A 15360-nucleotide genomic window follows, 5' to 3' on the forward strand; every position below is an offset into this window, starting at 1 on the left:
AACCCATATGAAAAAAACATCACTGCTGTTTGCAGCAAGTTCGCTTAGCCTAGGTCTGCTAGGTCTAAGCGGCTGCGGAAATAATTCTAGTGTGGCAACTGTCGCAGATGCAGACGTAAATGAGACAGTTACCTTGCGCTTTGCTTATGCAAGCAACAGCCAGCCGGTAATTGATGCAATGAATGAATTTGGGCGTTTAGTAAAAGAAAAAACAGACGGTTCCGTACAGATCCAGTATTTTCCAGATGGACAACTGGGTGGAGAACGGGAACTAATCGAGTTGACACAGTCAGGAGCAGTAGATTTCACAAAAGTAAGTGCCTCAGCATTGGAAAGTTTTTCTAAAGATTATTCGATTTTTTCAGTCCCTTATCTATTCAATGATGAAGAACATTTCTTTAAGGTGATGGATAACGAAGAAATAATGGAACCAATCTACCAATCAACCAAAGATTTAGGGTTTACCGGATTGACCTATTATGATTCTGGTCAACGCAGTTTTTATATGGTAGACGGTCCAATCCATACACCGGAAGATTTGAAGGGAAAGAAAATCCGTGTGATGCAAAGCGAAACAGCTATTAAAATGGTCGAGCTTTTAGGCGGTTCGCCAGTCCCCATGGGAAGTGATGAGGTATACACTTCTCTTCAATCCAATTTGATCAACGGATCAGAAAACAATGAGTTTGTCTTGTATACAGCTGGACATGGCGGGGTAGCTAAATACTATTCTTATGATGAGCATACACGTGTGCCCGATATCATCATCATGAATGATGCTATCAAAGAACAGCTAACTGCTGAACAGGAAAAAGCGATTGAAGAAGCAGCAAAAGAATCGACGGTTTTTGAAATCGAAGCTTTTGCCAGAGCAATTGAAGAAGAAAAAGCTTTAGCACAAGAAGAACATGGAGTTCAATTCAATGATGTAGATAATACACCGTTTCGAGAGGCAGTCGCACCGCTTCATGATACATTCAAAAATGATCCTGCCTACAAAGACCTTTATCAAAAGATCCAAGAGCAAGGAGCGTAGCTGTGATGAAAGTGATTTTAAATAAGGTGTTAGAGATCCTAGGAGCTGTTTTGCTTGTTGGGATGGTCGCTGTCGTTTTATGGCAAGTATTTTCCAGAACGGTTTTAGGAAATCCGAATACGGTGACAGAAGAGCTTGTCCGATTCGGTCTTGTCTGGTTTGCCATGTTGTCTTCCGCGTATGTTGTGGGACAAAAAGCACATCTAGCCGTAACGGTTTTAAGTGAAAAATTATCTGGTAAAAAAAGTAAAATTTTAGAAGTCGTTGTTCAAAGTTTGTTTCTGGTATTTGCTGCGATGATCATGGTGTATGGCGGATGGAATGCTGTCACGTTGACAATGGGGCAGATCTCGCCTTCTTTAAGCATTCCGATGGGGTACGTCTATTTGTCAGTACCTGTCTCAGGGATACTCATCATTATCTATAGTCTGATCAATCTAATCGATACATTAAGCAACAAGCCAGCAATTCAAGAAAAAATATAAAAATGGAGGAATAAAATGGCAATAGAAGCCGGATTAGTGTTATTTTTTGTATTTGTCGTGTTGCTTGTATTAGGGATGCCGATTGCTATAAGTATTGCGTTCTCATCAATGATGACTTTATTGTTAGTTATACCGTTTGATGTTTCTGCTTTTAGTTCAGCTCAAAAAATGGTGGGAAGCATCAACAGTTTTTCGCTCATCGCTATTCCGTTTTTCGTTCTTTCAGGTATTATCATGAATAATGGAGGGATAGCCAAGAAACTAGTGGATTTTGCGATGTTGTTCGTCGGACGCGTACCGGGGGCTTTGGCTCATACGAATGTGTTAGGGAATGCTTTATTTGGTTCCATCTCTAGTTCAGCCATTGCCGCTTCTACCGCGATTGGCGGAGACTTGATCCCTCAGCAAGTGGAAGAAGGATATGACCGGAAGTTTGCAACAGCGGTCAATATCGCGTCAGCTCCGACAGGTATGGTCATTCCTCCAAGTACTGCTTTTATCATGTATTCACTTGTTGCTGGTGGTGCTTCGATTTCTGCTTTGTTTATGGGAGGGTATCTCGTAGGTATTTTTTGGTCATTAGGAATCATGCTAGTAGCATTCATCGTTGCTAAAAAGAATAAATACCCTGTTGTCGAAAAAGGGCAAATGGCTCATGCTGGAAAAATAATAAAAGAGGCGATTCCTAGTCTTCTATTGATTGTCATCATTATCGGTGGTATCTTGACGGGGATATTTACAGCAGTAGAAGCTTCAGCGATAGCTGTCATTTACTCCCTGTTGATTGCTATGTTCTACTATAAGACGGTAAAACTAAAAGATATACCTAATATGTTGTTTCAATCAGTAGCAATGTCAGGGACGATCATGTTCTTATTAGCTACTTCTTCCATGATGTCTTTCGCCATGGCATTTACCGGTATTCCTCAGGCGATCAGTTCGTTGATTATGGGCGTAACGGATAATAAGCTAGTGATTCTGTTATTAGTCAATCTTGTGTTATTACTTGTGGGGATGTTTATGGATGTAGCGCCTGCTATTTTGATTTTTACACCAATATTTTTACCAATCGTCACAAGTGCAGGGGTTGATCCTGTACATTACGGGTTGTTTTCAATCATGAATCTGTGTGTAGGATCCATCACGCCGCCTGTAGGTACAGGGCTATATGTCGGTGCAAGTGTAGGAGGCGTAAAAGCAGAGGCAATGCTGAAACCACTTCTTCCGTTTTATGGGATCATCCTAGTTGTCTTGTTTTTGATTACCTATTTCCCGCAAATCGTCATGTGGCTACCCAATATGCTGAGTTAGGAGAATAATTATGTTGAACATTACAATTAGAGGACATGATCTTTCCCAAGTCCAAACGATAGAAGATCTTGCAGAAAAAACAAAAGAACAAGGCATTCATACACTGCAGCTCGCCTTAGGTCTTTCGTTTCCTGAAATATCTTCTGGCGCAAACGAAATCAATTCTGGGATGGGAAATTATGTCAAACGTGTCTTAGAAAAGCAAGAAGTGTCCGTAGGAATTTTAAGTTGCTATATCAATATGATTCATCCAGATTTAACGATACGAGAAGAGTTGCTGACAAAGTTCGAGCAGTATCTTCGCTATGCTTCTTCCTTTGGTGCGTCAATGGTTGCTTCGGAAACGGGATGTGTTTTGCCGGAAATCCAATATACGGAAGAAAATTTCACAGATGAAGCATTTGCTGAAGCAGTGTCTGTTATCCGTCGCTTGGTAAAAGCTGGAGAAAAATACCAAATGATGGTGGGGATAGAACCAGGTTTGAATCATCCGGTGTATTCTTTAGAAAGAGTAGAGCAGCTGATCCAAGCAGTGGATTCGGACTATCTAGGAATCATTTTAGATCCGACAAATTTGATTACAAGTACTGATTATCAAGGACAAGTCCAATTGGTAGAAGAAGCTTTTGAGCGTTTTGGTAAAAAGATATGTGCGGTTCATTTGAAAGATTTTCGTGTCGAACAGGAAAAAATCGTGCCGGTAAATTTGGGAGACGGTGTGATCGAGTACACAAAAATCAAAGAAATCATCAAGAAGAACCGTCCGTATCTGTATGTGGTTCTTGAAGAAACAAAAGATGATGGGATTCGTTATGGAAGAAGTCTTCTTGAATAATGTAAAGAAGACATTGATTAACTAATATTTAGAATGGAGGGGGCGGGGCTAGAAGATGTCACGTCTCTTCTTTTTTATAAGAGTATATAAAAGCAGCTCTTTTTGATTGCAAAAAACGTGATATAATATAATTGTGCACAACTGAACAAAGGAGGTGCAGCACATGCTTCAAAAGAAAATAAGCGGTGAGCAAGTCAATACGATGGTTTCTGATCAGTATGAAATCTATCATGTCAAAGATGTCGTTAGCCAAAATAAAACAATCTACCATCACCATGATTTCTATGAAATCCATGCTACATTAAAGGGCGAAGCGACTTTTTATTTGAACGGACGGCAATTTACGATCAAAGCAGGAAGTGTGCTGCTCATCCATTCCAACGATTTGCATCGTATCGTCCGCCAGTCTTCAGATGTATTCGAGCGTGTCTATATCTTTGTTACCCCTTCTTTTCTGGGAAGTCGTTCCACGCCATGGTCTAATCTATCGGCTTGTTTTCAACCAATGGGAGAGAAAAGGAGTCGTGTATTGCAAGTCGAACAGGAAGTATTGAAGCAAAAATTATCATTTATCGACCACCCTCCTGATAAAAAAATTTACGGTGAAGACATAAAATATGAACAAGCTCTGGTAGAATACTTGATTTTTCTCAATCAAGTAGTACAAAAAGAAGAGAGTGCGCAAGAACAGAATGCTGTAGTTCCAAATGAGCGTGTGGAACAAATGTTACAATATATCTCAAAAAATTTATCTCATCCGCTTTCTTTAGAGGAAATGGAGAAGCAATTTTTTGTCAGCAAATACCATATCACCCGAGAATTCAAAAAGTACACTGGATTTACGTTTCATCAGTATGTAATGAAGAAAAAGCTGATCTATGCCAAGCACTTGTTGCGAGAGTACCGTAGTTCTAGTGCTGTATATAGTAAAAGTGGTTTTTCATCTTATCCGCATTTTCTGAAAGCATTCAAGAGAGAGTTTGGTATAACGCCTAAAGAATTTTTGAAACGCGATACACAAAACCAGCTTATTCATTATGAACATTTTGAAGATGAACAATGAGAATAACCACCTCAAAATAACCGAAGTAGCTGCTGTTGTTTATATAGAAGCAGAAACTGCGGTTATTTTATTATTCTACTATATCTTTTAAAAAAAGTGCGTACATATTATATGAATCAGCTAAATTTACGAAAATCTCTCGGTGATAATCCAGTTTTTGCTTTGAACAAGCGACTAAAGTAAGCAAAATTCTCGATTCCGATTTCTTCGGAAATCATTCGAATAGTAAATTCTGTATACCGAAGAAGGTCTTTAGCGTAAGAGAGTTTTTTGCTGATTAAATAATCGATTGGCGGAGAACCGATGAATTTGGAAAAATCTTTGCTCAGCTGATATTTATTCAGTAAAAATTGCTGTTCTAATTGATCAAGTGTGATCGTTTCTTTGAAGTGTTCGTCCAAGTATTGCTTAAGCTTATAAACGTAAGGGGGAATATCTTCTTCTTCGAAATCCAGCTGATACTTCTGCAAAATCAGTTCATTCAACAGCTCGTGGATAGCTACAGAGGACTGGAAATCGGTACGGGCATTCGCACCTTGCTGCATGTGGATCAATTCTGTGATCAGATGATGGATCTTGTTTTCTGATGGATCACCTGTCGAATGGAAGGTGTTATGGCCGTCTTTTGTGAATTCTTGATAAAATGATTGGACGCTCTGACCATTCAAATGGATCCAATCCATTTCCCATGGTTCTTCGCTAATCGTTTGATAACGCTGATATTCTTGGCAGTCAATAAAAAAGAGGTCTCCAGCTTTTAGCTGGTGCTGATTATCTTTATATGTAAGCAAACCCTCGCCAGACAAAGTAAATTTTATCAAATAAGAAGGTAAATGTGCTCGTTCAGTATAGTAAGGGACCGGCGCTTTAAAGTAACCGATTTCTTGGATATAAAAAAATAAATTCCTACTTCTTTGCGTAGGTGTCAAGATCACTCTTTTTGAGTCTTCCGACCATGAGTGATTGGCTTTTTCCCAGTAATCCATGTAAACACTCCCAACTTGTCAAGATAATGCAATTATATACCAAAATAGTGTGAAGCAAAATATAAGTTTATGTAATATGATAGCATTGTTAATAAATGATAACGCTTTATTAAGGAAGTGTTAATCAACAATAAAGTAAAAGAGGTGGAGAAATGAATCCGACATTTGTTGCCATCGATATCGGTGCGTCAAGCGGACGACTAATGAAAAGTACGAGAAATGATGAAGGTTCTTTAGTCTTGGAAGAAGTACACCGATTCAAGAACGGCTTTCGAAAAAAAGACGGTCATGACCGCTGGAAGATCGATTATCTTATCGAAGAGATTTTGATTGGATTTGAAAAATTAAAGAAAACAGGGATCGATCGCTGTTTTGCAGGGATCGATACATGGGCAGTCGATTACTGTTTGATTGACAAACAAGGGGAACGGCTGAATGATCCGATCGCTTATCGGGACGATCGTACCGATGAAGCAGTAAAACAGTTTTCTGAAAGCTATTCTCTAGATAAGTTGTATGAGCAAACAGGGATTCAGATCCAGCCTTTCAATACCTTATTCCAATTGTTTGTCGAAGAAAAAGACCATTTGGCAAAAGCACATAAATTGTTATTGATTCCTGATTATTTAGGCTACGTCTTTACTGGCAATATGGTGACGGAGAAAACCAATGCGTCTACTATGCAGCTGCTGAATGCAGGGACAAAAGAGTGGGAAACAGAACTTCTTGAAAAAGTTGGTGTTTCGAAGGGATTATTTCCTCCATTGACAGAGCCGGGAACGATACTGGGAGATTTGCAAAAAGAAAAATTCTCAAAATATGATTTGCCAGATGTGACCTTTATCACAGTAGCAAGTCATGATACGGCGTCAGCTGTATTAGGCACACCAGGGCAAGGAGAACAGTGGGGCTATATCAGCAGTGGGACATGGTCGCTTTTAGGGATGGAAACAAAGATCGCCAATGTTTCTCGCGCCGCTTTTTCTGAGAATTACACGAATGAATGGGGCGCTCATAATACGGTGCGTTTCTTGAAAAATATCATGGGGATGTGGTTGATCCAGGAAGTTGCTCGAATGCAGGAGTACGAATACAGTTACGCGGAATTGGCAGAACTTGCTGCAAAAGAAAAGCCACTGCAACAAGTGATGGAAATCAATGACCCTCGATTTTTGAATCCTAAAAATATGATAGAAGAGATTCAGCAATACTGTTTTGAAACAGAGCAGCCAGTCCCTGTTTCACCGGGAGCTCTCGCTCGTTGTGTGTATGATAATCTTGCTCTTTGTTACGCACAAGAGCTGATCAAAGTAGAACACTTGACTGGAACGAAATTGGAAAAACTGCACATCGTAGGGGGCGGATCGAATAATCGCTTACTGAATCAATTGACAGCAGATTATGCCGGAATCATTGTAGAAGCAGGTCCTAGTGAAGCCACAGCAATCGGGAATGTAGCGATGCAAATGCTCAGTACAGGTCAGTTTTCGAATATAGAACAAGCAAGAAATGTAATCAAACAGTCGTTTCCATGTGAAACTTTTTACCCAGATGAAAATAAGCAAAACACGATGGAATGGTACGTGAATAAAATCAAAGGAGTAATCGTATGAACACGATTGAAAGAAATTACGAACAAGCAAAAGAAAAATATGCAACTATCGGTGTAGATACAGATGCTGTACTAGAAAAGATGCAAGACATCAAAATTTCTATGCATTGCTGGCAAGGAGACGATGTCAAAGGTTTCTTGACACCGGATGGCGAATTGACTGGTGGAATCATGGCAACAGGAAATTTCCCAGGAGCTGCACGGACACCCGAAGAGCTTAGACAAGATTTGGAGAAGGCATATTCGTTGATACCGGGCAAACATAAGTTGAATCTTCATGCTATCTATTTGGACACAGAAGAAGCGGTCGATCTCAATGAGATTGAGCCGAAGCATTTTGAGAAATGGGTAGAGTGGGCAAAAAAAGAAGAGATCGGTCTTGATTTCAACCCCACTTTCTTTTCGCATCCAATGATGAAAGACGGCTTTACATTAGCTCACCCAGATAAAGAAGTTCGTGAATACTGGATCGAACACGGGAAAAGAAGCCGCAAAATCGCAGAATACTTTGGAAAAGAAACTGGACAAACATGTATCAATAACTTTTGGGTTCCTGATGGGATGAAAGACAATCCAATCGACCGTTTTACCCCACGCAAACGTTTGATGGAATCGCTCGATGAAATTTTTACAGAAGAGCTAGATGAAGGGTATGTACAAGATGCAGTAGAAAGCAAACTATTTGGTTTAGGCGCTGAAGCTTATACAGTCGGTTCCCATGAATTTTATATGGGTTACGGGTTGACTCGTGACAAACTTGTTTGTCTAGATGCTGGACATTTTCATCCAACAGAAGTGATTTCCAATAAATTGTCTTCCTTAGCTTTATTCAGCAAAGGAATCATGTTGCACGTTTCTCGTCCAGTTCGTTGGGATTCAGATCATGTCGTTTTGATGGATGATGAATTGCAGGAAATTGCTAAAGAATTAGTCCGTAACGAATTACTGGAAAAAACGAATATCGGTCTGGATTTCTTTGATGCAACGATCAATCGTATCGCTGCTTGGGTCATTGGTACGAGAAATACACAAAAAGCATTGATGAAAGCTATGCTGGAACCAGTTAAGCGATTGAAAGAAATGGAGCTGGCTTTTGACTTTACTTCAAGAATGGCTTACACGGAAGAATTGAAAGATTTCCCGTATGCCGATGTATGGAATTATTTCTGTTACAAAAATCAAGTTCCAGTTGGTTTGGATTGGCTAGAAGAAGTCCAAGAATATCAAAAAGACGTGTTGGGATTAAGAAAATAGGAGTGTGGCTATATTGAAAAAAATAGATATTTTACAAGCGCCTTATGTGAAAGAAATGATTGAAACGACATCGAATCTTTATCGCTTGGGATGGGATGAACGAAATGGCGGGAATATTTCTTATTTACTCAAAGAGGAAGAGATCACACCGTTCTTGGATCCTGAAAAAGTGACCCGCCGCATCTCGATGATTTTTGATGCCAGCCGTTTAGCAGGATGCTATTTTATTGTAACTGGTTCAGGAAGATATTTTAAAAATGTAGCGAGCGAACCTGCCGAAAACCTTGGAATCGTTCGAGTTGCCGAGGATGGCAAAACATTAGAGCTTTTGTGGGGGTTAGAAAATGACTGCCTTCCTACAAGCGAGTTGCCAAGTCATTTTATGAGTCATATCGCCCGTTTAGAAGTAGACCCAGATAATCGGATCGTTATGCATTGCCATGCTAGCCATTTATTAGCGATGAGCTTTACGCATGAATTAGACGAGCGTTCCTTTAGTCGTACGCTGTGGCAAATGTGCACGGAATGCTTAGTTGTTTTTCCAGAAGGGATTTCCATCATTCCGTGGATGGTTCCAGGAACAAATGAGATTGGGGAAGCAACAGCTGAAAAAATGAAAGAAACTCGATTGGTTTTATGGCCGCAACATGGAATCTACGGGTCAGGAAAAGACATGGATGAAGTCTTTGGTTTGATCGAGACAGCAGAAAAGGCAGCAGAAGTCTATACGTACGTCAAAGCGCAAGGACCAATCTTGCAAACAATCACAGATGAGAATTTGTGGCGCTTAGCAGATGCGTTTGGTGTTACTCCGAAAGCAGGTTATTTGGAGGAAGTTCATACGAAAGCAGGTGTCTGACATGGTGAAAAAAGCCTTTTGCATGAAAGTTTACCCAGAAAAACAAGAAGAATACAAAAAAAGACATGATGAACTTTGGCCAGAGATGCGCACAGCGCTTCGTGGACATGGGGTCATCGACTATTCGATCTATCTTGATCCGAGTACCAGTTTATTATTTGGTTACCTAGTGGTCGAGGATGAAGAGTTATGGGGGAAAATGGCAAATACACCGATTAATCAAAAATGGTGGAAATACATGGAAGATATCATGGAAACAAATCCAGATGCCTCCCCAGTCAGCCGTGAATTGACGCCAGTCTTCGAACTGTAGCAACAAGCAACTGGGCAACCGGTTGCTTGAGGTTCTTTCGTTTTTATTGTGAAAAATAATACAAATCAGGAGGAATAGAAAATGAGTAATCGAATGATTTTAAATGAAACATCGTATTTTGGAAAAGGAGCGATTGAGTCAATCGTTCCCGAATTTCAGCAGCGAGGATTCAGCAAAGCAGCTGTCATTACTGATAAAGGATTGATCGAACATGGCATAGCGACAAAAGTAACAGAGCTTTTGGATAATGCAGGAATCGATTATGTTTTATACGACGGGATCGTACCTAACCCAACGATCCAAAACGTAAAAGACGGAGTAGCTTTTGTTAAAGAGGCAGAAGCAGACTGTTTGATCGCAATCGGTGGGGGGTCGCCAATCGATACGGCAAAAGCCATTGGGATTATTTTGACGAATCCAGAGTTTTCAGATGTCATCAGCTTAGAAGGTGTGGCTGATACAAAAAATCCATGTTTACCTATCTTAGCTGTACCAACGACTTCTGGGACAGCAGCTGAGGTAACGATCAACTACGTCATCACAGATGAAGCAAATCACCGGAAATTCGTCTGTGTCGATCCACATGATATCCCAATCGTTGCGTTCATCGACAGTGACATGATGATGGGAATGCCGAAAAAATTGGCTGCGTCAACAGGGATGGATGCTATGACACATGCTATCGAAGGGTTGATCACAAAAGGCGCTTGGGAAATGACTGATATGCTGCATTTGAAAGCAATTGAAATCATTGGTCATTCTTTGGAAGCTTCTGTAGAGGGTGATCAAAATGGGCGAGAAAAAATGGCATTAGGACAATATATTGCAGGAATGGGCTTCTCAAATGTAGGTTTAGGACTGGTGCATGGGATGGCTCATCCGTTAAGTGCATGGTACAACATCCCACATGGTGTAGCGTGTGCAGCGCTCTTGCCAACGATCATGAAATATAACAAAGAATATACTGGAGAAAAATACCGTGAAATCGCTCTTGTACTAGGAATCAAAGGAGCAGCTGAAATGTCTTTAGAAGATGTAAGAGATGCAGCTTGCGGTGAGATCGATCGATTGAGCAAAGCGGTTGGAATCCCAGCGACCATTTCTGAGTTAGGTGTAAAAGAAGCGGATATCCCAGCAATTGCAGAAGATGCTTTGCGAGATGTATGTACACCAGGAAATCCAAGAGAAACGACAGTAGAAGAAATTATTGCCTTATATCAAAGCTTGATGTAAAAATGAAGCGGATCTTTAACTTTGAGTTGCCTATAAAGAGAAATAGCAGTTTGTATTCGGTTATCTCTTTTAAATTGATGATATTTCCGCTATAATTTTTCTTATAAAGAAATAGGAGAATATTATATGGAAAATAAAAAACCTTATGGAACTGTATTGATCAAAGCTTCTAAAATACTAGACTATTTAGCGGAAAATCCAGACATCTCTTTGCAGACGATCGCAAAGGGTGTGGGAATGACTTCTTCTACAGTCTTGAAAATACTAGATACTTTACTGATGATTGGCTACGTAAATAAAAATTCAGAGAAAAATTATCGTTTAGGTGCAAAGCTTATTCGCTACGCGAATAAAAACATTGAGCAAATCGATTTGGTAGAACTGACTTTACCATTTTTAGAACAGTTGCAGCAAAAGATCGATGAGACTATCCACTTAGGGGTATTGGACAACAATGAAATCTTGTATGTGAACAAACTAGATCCAAAACATCAAACGATCCGTATGTCTTCAAAAATCGGAATCACCCGACCATTATACAATTCTGCGATGGGTAAAGCCGTATTAGCAGAATTCAGTGAAGAGCAGTACACTGATTATCTTGAAAAACATCCGTTGATCCCTTACACGGAGTACACGATTACCAATGCCTTGCGTTTGAAAAAGGAAATCCAAACGGTAAAAGAAACCCACGTTGCATTTGACGATGAAGAAATCGAACGTGATATTTTTTGTATAGGAGCCTCAATCGTGAAAAATGAACAAATCATTGGTGCATTTAGTGTAAGTATGCCGAAATATCGTTTAACAGATGAGACAAAAGAACAAATAATCAGTGCCCTCAAGCAAACAAAAAGTGAAATCGAGCAAAGAATTCAAAAATAATGAAAAAAGCGTTTGCATTTTTTCTTTTCTGCCGTATAATATGGGTATAGATTTCCAAGTTATAAAATAAAATTTCTAAATAGGAAATAGGTGGAGAAGATGAAAAAAATTGATATTTTATCTCGATTGAAAAACGCCGGAGTGATTGCGGTGGTACGCGGAAAAAGTAAAGAAGAAGCTTTGAATGCTTGCCACGCAATCATCAAAGGTGGTCTAACTGGTATTGAGTTGACTTTTACAGTCCCTCAAGCGGATCAAGTAATCAAAGAACTTTTGTCATTTTACAAAGATCAACCAGAAATAGTGATTGGCGCAGGTACAGTATTAGACGCTGTCACAGCTCGCTTGGCTATCTTAGCTGGCGCAGAGTATATTGTTAGCCCTTCCTTTGATCAAGAAACGGCAGAGATGTGCAATCTGTATCAAATTCCTTACTTACCAGGATGTATGACGATTACCGAGATCAAAACAGCGCTGAAAAGCGGGGTAGATATCGTCAAACTATTTCCTGGAAGCGCTTATGGACCAAGTATCATTTCTGCCTTCAAGGCACCGATGCCTCAAGTCAATATCATGCCAACTGGTGGTGTGAGTCTGGACAATATGAAAGAGTGGTTCGATGCTGGTGTCGTAACAGTCGGAGTAGGTGGGAACCTTTTAGCACCTGCAGCTACAGGAGATTTTGACAAAGTAACGGAAGTCGCGCAACAGTATGCAGCAAAAATGAAAGAAATCAAGAGGTAACTGCTTATGGGAAAAGTAGTGACACTCGGAGAAATCATGTTGCGATTATCCACAGAACAGGGAACCCGCATCGATTCAAGTGAACGATTCGCAGCCCATTATGGCGGAGGGGAAGCAAACGTAGCAATTTCTTTAGCTAATTACGGACATGACGCGGTTTTTGCTACCAAAGTACCTGATAACGCATTGGGAAAAGCAGTCAAAAAGCACTTGCAATGTTATGGAGTAGATACGAAACAGGTATTATCTGGTGGACCAAGACTAGGTACTTATTATATGGAAACTGGTAGTGGCGAACGCGCCGCCTCAGTGATCTATGATCGTGCCGGATCAAGCTTTGCTGAAATGGATCATTTGGAATGGTCGTTAGAGGAGTTATTCCAAGGAATAGATATATTTCATGTTTCAGGAATCACCCCAGCTTTGTCTAAAAAATGGCAAAAAATGACGAAACAAGTGATAGAAGCTGCAAAAAAAGCCGGCTGCCTGATCAGCTTCGATATCAACTATCGCGGGAAATTATGGACACAGCAAGAAGCCAGCGAAGTAATCCATCAGCTTTTACCTTTAGTAGATATCTGTTCAGCTGGAAAAATGGATGCTCTTTATTTGTTAGGTATCGAGAAAGCGCCAGAAGCAGAAGAACAACCTCTCATTTATTATTATCAAAAAATGCAGGAAAAGTTCCCGAATATCCAAGTGTTTTATTCGACCAAACGTACCGTTCATTCAGCAAGTGAAAATGAATTGAAGGGGACATTGTGGATGAACCATGAATATGTGGAATCCCAAGTCCATAGAATCACCCCAATCGTGGATCGAGTAGGTGGCGGAGATGCTTTTGCAGGTGGCGTGCTCCATGGGATTTTATCCAATATGCCCCCGCAAGAAATCATTGATTTTGCTACGGCAGCTTCTGCCTTGAAGCATACGATCCACGGGGACTGCAACCAATTCAGTCAAGAAGAAGTCGCACAATTTTTAGCATGCGGCTCTGGAAAAATCATTCGATAGAAGGAGTAGAAGAAAATGCAAGAAATGGAAACACGTTATACACACAGTCCAGAAGATATCCGTCATTATTCAACGGAACAATTGAGAAAAGAGTTTTTAGTAGAAAAGGTATTTGAACCAGGAAAAATCAGTTTGACTTATACGCACAACGATCGAATGATCTTTGGTGGCGTGACACCTACTGAAAAAGAATTAGAAATCACATTAGACAAAGAACTAGGTGTAGATTACTTCTTAGAACGTCGTGAACTAGGTGTGATCAATATCGGTGGACCAGGATTCATCGAGATCGATGGGCAAAAAGAAGAAATGAAAAAACAAGACGGCTATTATATCGGAAAAGAAACACGACATGTCGTATTTTCTTCTCAAGATGCTGAAAACCCAGCTAAATTCTATATTAGTTCTGTTCCAGCTCATCATAAATATCCAAATGTAAAAATCAGTATCGACCAAGTAAAACCAATGGAAACTGGTGAAGGTCTGACATTGAATGAACGTAAAATCTATCAATACATCCATCCAAATGTATGCGAAAGCTGTCAATTACAAATGGGTTATACGATTTTAGAACCAGGAAGTGCTTGGAATACGATGCCTTGTCATACACATGAACGTCGTATGGAAGCGTATGTCTACTTTGATTATGCCAATGAAGATACACGTGTGTTCCACATGATGGGCAAACCAGATGAAACAAAACATTTAGTCGTAGACAATGAACAAGCCATTATTTCACCAAGCTGGTCGATCCATTCAGGTGTAGGTACAAGCAATTACTCATTCATCTGGGCAATGTGCGGAGAAAACATCACCTATACAGACATGGATATGGTGCAAATGGATCAATTAAAATAAGCATAAGGGAGAGAAAATGATGGAATTTAATATGGATATGTTTCGTTTAGATGGAAAAGTAGCATTAGTCACCGGTGCTGTCTATGGTATTGGATTTGAGATTGCACGCTCTTTAGCTACAGCAGGAGCAAAAATCGTATTTAATAACTTGAATCAAGAATCAGTTGATGAAGGTATAGCGCATTATAAAGAAGCAGGCATCGATGCAAAAGGTTATGTCTGCGATGTAACCGATGAAGAAGCGGTTCAAGCAATGGTTCAGCAAATCAAAGAAGATGTAGGTTCAGTTGATATTCTAGTCAATAATGCAGGGATCATCAAACGGACACCGATGATCGAAATGGATGCGGCTGACTTCCGTCAAGTGATCGACGTGGATTTAAATGCTCCATTTATCGTTTCAAAAGCAGTTATTCCAGATATGATCGAAAAAGGCGGCGGTAAAATCATCAATATCTGTTCCATGATGAGTGAATTAGGACGCGAAACAGTCAGTGCTTATGCTGCGGCAAAAGGCGGATTAAAAATGCTGACGAAAAACATCGCTTCTGAATATGGTCAATACAATATCCAATGTAATGGAATTGGACCAGGTTATATTGCTACACCACAAACTGCTCCATTACGCGAAACACAAGAAAACGGAGAACGTCATCCATTCGACCAATTTATCGTTGGACGTACGCCAGCAGCACGTTGGGGCGAGCCAATCGATTTGGCTGGGCCATCTGTCTTCTTGGCTTCTAGCGCATCGGATTTCGTTAACGGCCATGTCTTGTATGTAGACGGCGGCATACTTGCCTATATCGGAAAACAACCTTAAACGAGGTTTAGTACACTGTTTAGTGGAGAGGTTATGAAATCAGCAGCTT

General features: G+C 40.1%; 16 protein-coding genes. 15 read left to right on the forward strand and 1 reads right to left on the reverse strand.

Annotated features, from left to right (window positions below):
* Positions 1 to 7 precede the first annotated feature (7 nt).
* From RWU19_RS10170 to RWU19_RS10190, 5 genes are all read left to right on the forward strand, one after another.
* A complete protein-coding gene (locus RWU19_RS10170; protein ID WP_002293394.1) occupies positions 8 to 1036 on the forward strand; it encodes a TRAP transporter substrate-binding protein in 1029 nt (342 codons plus the stop codon).
* 5 nt (positions 1037 to 1041) lie between these two features.
* Positions 1042 to 1521, forward strand: a complete 480-nt coding sequence (locus tag RWU19_RS10175) for a TRAP transporter small permease (protein WP_002329716.1) — start codon at positions 1042 to 1044, stop codon at positions 1519 to 1521.
* A 15-nt stretch (positions 1522 to 1536) separates the two neighbouring features.
* Positions 1537 to 2832, forward strand: coding sequence for a TRAP transporter large permease (locus tag RWU19_RS10180; RefSeq protein WP_316002721.1), 1296 nt, complete (start codon positions 1537 to 1539; stop codon positions 2830 to 2832).
* A gap of 10 nt (positions 2833 to 2842) precedes the next feature.
* Positions 2843 to 3667 (forward strand): sugar phosphate isomerase/epimerase family protein, encoded by an 825-nt coding sequence (locus RWU19_RS10185; protein WP_010722329.1) that lies wholly within the window; start codon positions 2843 to 2845, stop codon positions 3665 to 3667.
* 163 nt (positions 3668 to 3830) lie between these two features.
* Complete coding sequence (locus tag RWU19_RS10190) at positions 3831 to 4730, forward strand: AraC family transcriptional regulator (RefSeq protein WP_002293388.1); 900 nt, start codon at positions 3831 to 3833, stop codon at positions 4728 to 4730.
* A gap of 116 nt (positions 4731 to 4846) precedes the next feature.
* On the opposite strand, the gene RWU19_RS10195 is transcribed toward RWU19_RS10190, so the two are convergent.
* On the reverse strand, positions 4847 to 5716 hold the full coding sequence (locus RWU19_RS10195; protein ID WP_002293387.1) for a helix-turn-helix domain-containing protein: 870 nt from the start codon (positions 5714 to 5716) through the stop codon (positions 4847 to 4849).
* Positions 5717 to 5868: 152 nt separating this feature from the next.
* On the opposite strand from RWU19_RS10195, the gene rhaB reads away from it, so the two are divergent.
* The 10 genes from rhaB to RWU19_RS10245 all read left to right on the forward strand — a co-directional run bounded on the left by rhaB (position 5869) and on the right by RWU19_RS10245 (position 15311).
* The gene (rhaB, locus tag RWU19_RS10200) at positions 5869 to 7329 is read left to right on the forward strand and encodes a rhamnulokinase (RefSeq protein WP_002336141.1); all 1461 of its coding nucleotides are present in this window, start codon (positions 5869 to 5871) and stop codon (positions 7327 to 7329) included.
* Positions 7326 to 8582 (forward strand): L-rhamnose isomerase, encoded by a 1257-nt coding sequence (gene rhaA, locus RWU19_RS10205; RefSeq protein ID WP_086286312.1) that lies wholly within the window; start codon positions 7326 to 7328, stop codon positions 8580 to 8582. The genes rhaB and rhaA overlap by 4 nt, the downstream gene beginning before the upstream one ends.
* A gap of 13 nt (positions 8583 to 8595) precedes the next feature.
* Complete coding sequence (gene rhaD, locus RWU19_RS10210; RefSeq protein ID WP_002293380.1) at positions 8596 to 9441, forward strand: rhamnulose-1-phosphate aldolase; 846 nt, start codon at positions 8596 to 8598, stop codon at positions 9439 to 9441.
* 1 nt (position 9442) lies between these two features.
* Positions 9443 to 9754 carry an L-rhamnose mutarotase gene (gene rhaM / locus RWU19_RS10215; RefSeq protein ID WP_123837547.1) on the forward strand — a complete coding sequence of 104 codons (312 nt, stop codon included), beginning with the start codon at positions 9443 to 9445 and terminating at the stop codon, positions 9752 to 9754.
* An 81-nt stretch (positions 9755 to 9835) separates the two neighbouring features.
* Positions 9836 to 10987, forward strand: coding sequence for a lactaldehyde reductase (fucO, locus tag RWU19_RS10220; protein ID WP_002329709.1), 1152 nt, complete (start codon positions 9836 to 9838; stop codon positions 10985 to 10987).
* Positions 10988 to 11113: 126 nt separating this feature from the next.
* Complete coding sequence (locus RWU19_RS10225; RefSeq protein ID WP_002293373.1) at positions 11114 to 11872, forward strand: IclR family transcriptional regulator; 759 nt, start codon at positions 11114 to 11116, stop codon at positions 11870 to 11872.
* Between the two features lie 99 nt (positions 11873 to 11971).
* Positions 11972 to 12616, forward strand: a complete 645-nt coding sequence (locus RWU19_RS10230) for a bifunctional 4-hydroxy-2-oxoglutarate aldolase/2-dehydro-3-deoxy-phosphogluconate aldolase (RefSeq protein ID WP_002288242.1) — start codon at positions 11972 to 11974, stop codon at positions 12614 to 12616.
* Positions 12617 to 12622: 6 nt separating this feature from the next.
* Positions 12623 to 13630: a sugar kinase gene (locus RWU19_RS10235; RefSeq protein WP_086311248.1), complete on the forward strand. Its 1008-nt coding sequence runs from the start codon at positions 12623 to 12625 to the stop codon at positions 13628 to 13630.
* 15 nt (positions 13631 to 13645) lie between these two features.
* Positions 13646 to 14488: a 5-dehydro-4-deoxy-D-glucuronate isomerase gene (kduI, locus tag RWU19_RS10240; protein WP_002288239.1), complete on the forward strand. Its 843-nt coding sequence runs from the start codon at positions 13646 to 13648 to the stop codon at positions 14486 to 14488.
* A gap of 19 nt (positions 14489 to 14507) precedes the next feature.
* Positions 14508 to 15311 (forward strand): gluconate 5-dehydrogenase, encoded by an 804-nt coding sequence (locus RWU19_RS10245; RefSeq protein WP_002320630.1) that lies wholly within the window; start codon positions 14508 to 14510, stop codon positions 15309 to 15311.
* The last annotated feature ends 49 nt before the right edge of the window (positions 15312 to 15360 follow it).

It is taken from the genome of Enterococcus sp. 2STP (assembly GCF_032465635.1).
Lineage (GTDB): Bacteria > Bacillota > Bacilli > Lactobacillales > Enterococcaceae > Enterococcus_B > Enterococcus_B lactis.

What these genes read in the sequence shown, in the direction of transcription:
- RWU19_RS10170 (WP_002293394.1), top strand. Translation starts at nt 8, where the DNA reads ATGAAAAAAACATCACTGCTGTTTGCAGCAAGTTCGCTTAGCCTAGGT.
- RWU19_RS10175 (WP_002329716.1), top strand. Translation starts at nt 1,042, where the DNA reads ATGAAAGTGATTTTAAATAAGGTGTTAGAGATCCTAGGAGCTGTTTTG.
- RWU19_RS10180 (WP_316002721.1), top strand. Translation starts at nt 1,537, where the DNA reads ATGGCAATAGAAGCCGGATTAGTGTTATTTTTTGTATTTGTCGTGTTG.
- RWU19_RS10185 (WP_010722329.1), top strand. Translation starts at nt 2,843, where the DNA reads ATGTTGAACATTACAATTAGAGGACATGATCTTTCCCAAGTCCAAACG.
- RWU19_RS10190 (WP_002293388.1), top strand. Translation starts at nt 3,831, where the DNA reads ATGCTTCAAAAGAAAATAAGCGGTGAGCAAGTCAATACGATGGTTTCT.
- RWU19_RS10195 (WP_002293387.1), bottom strand. Translation starts at nt 5,716, where the DNA reads ATGGATTACTGGGAAAAAGCCAATCACTCATGGTCGGAAGACTCAAAA.
- rhaB (WP_002336141.1), top strand. Translation starts at nt 5,869, where the DNA reads ATGAATCCGACATTTGTTGCCATCGATATCGGTGCGTCAAGCGGACGA.
- rhaA (WP_086286312.1), top strand. Translation starts at nt 7,326, where the DNA reads ATGAACACGATTGAAAGAAATTACGAACAAGCAAAAGAAAAATATGCA.
- rhaM (WP_123837547.1), top strand. Translation starts at nt 9,443, where the DNA reads ATGGTGAAAAAAGCCTTTTGCATGAAAGTTTACCCAGAAAAACAAGAA.
- fucO (WP_002329709.1), top strand. Translation starts at nt 9,836, where the DNA reads ATGAGTAATCGAATGATTTTAAATGAAACATCGTATTTTGGAAAAGGA.
- RWU19_RS10225 (WP_002293373.1), top strand. Translation starts at nt 11,114, where the DNA reads ATGGAAAATAAAAAACCTTATGGAACTGTATTGATCAAAGCTTCTAAA.
- RWU19_RS10230 (WP_002288242.1), top strand. Translation starts at nt 11,972, where the DNA reads ATGAAAAAAATTGATATTTTATCTCGATTGAAAAACGCCGGAGTGATT.
- RWU19_RS10235 (WP_086311248.1), top strand. Translation starts at nt 12,623, where the DNA reads ATGGGAAAAGTAGTGACACTCGGAGAAATCATGTTGCGATTATCCACA.
- kduI (WP_002288239.1), top strand. Translation starts at nt 13,646, where the DNA reads ATGCAAGAAATGGAAACACGTTATACACACAGTCCAGAAGATATCCGT.
- RWU19_RS10245 (WP_002320630.1), top strand. Translation starts at nt 14,508, where the DNA reads ATGGAATTTAATATGGATATGTTTCGTTTAGATGGAAAAGTAGCATTA.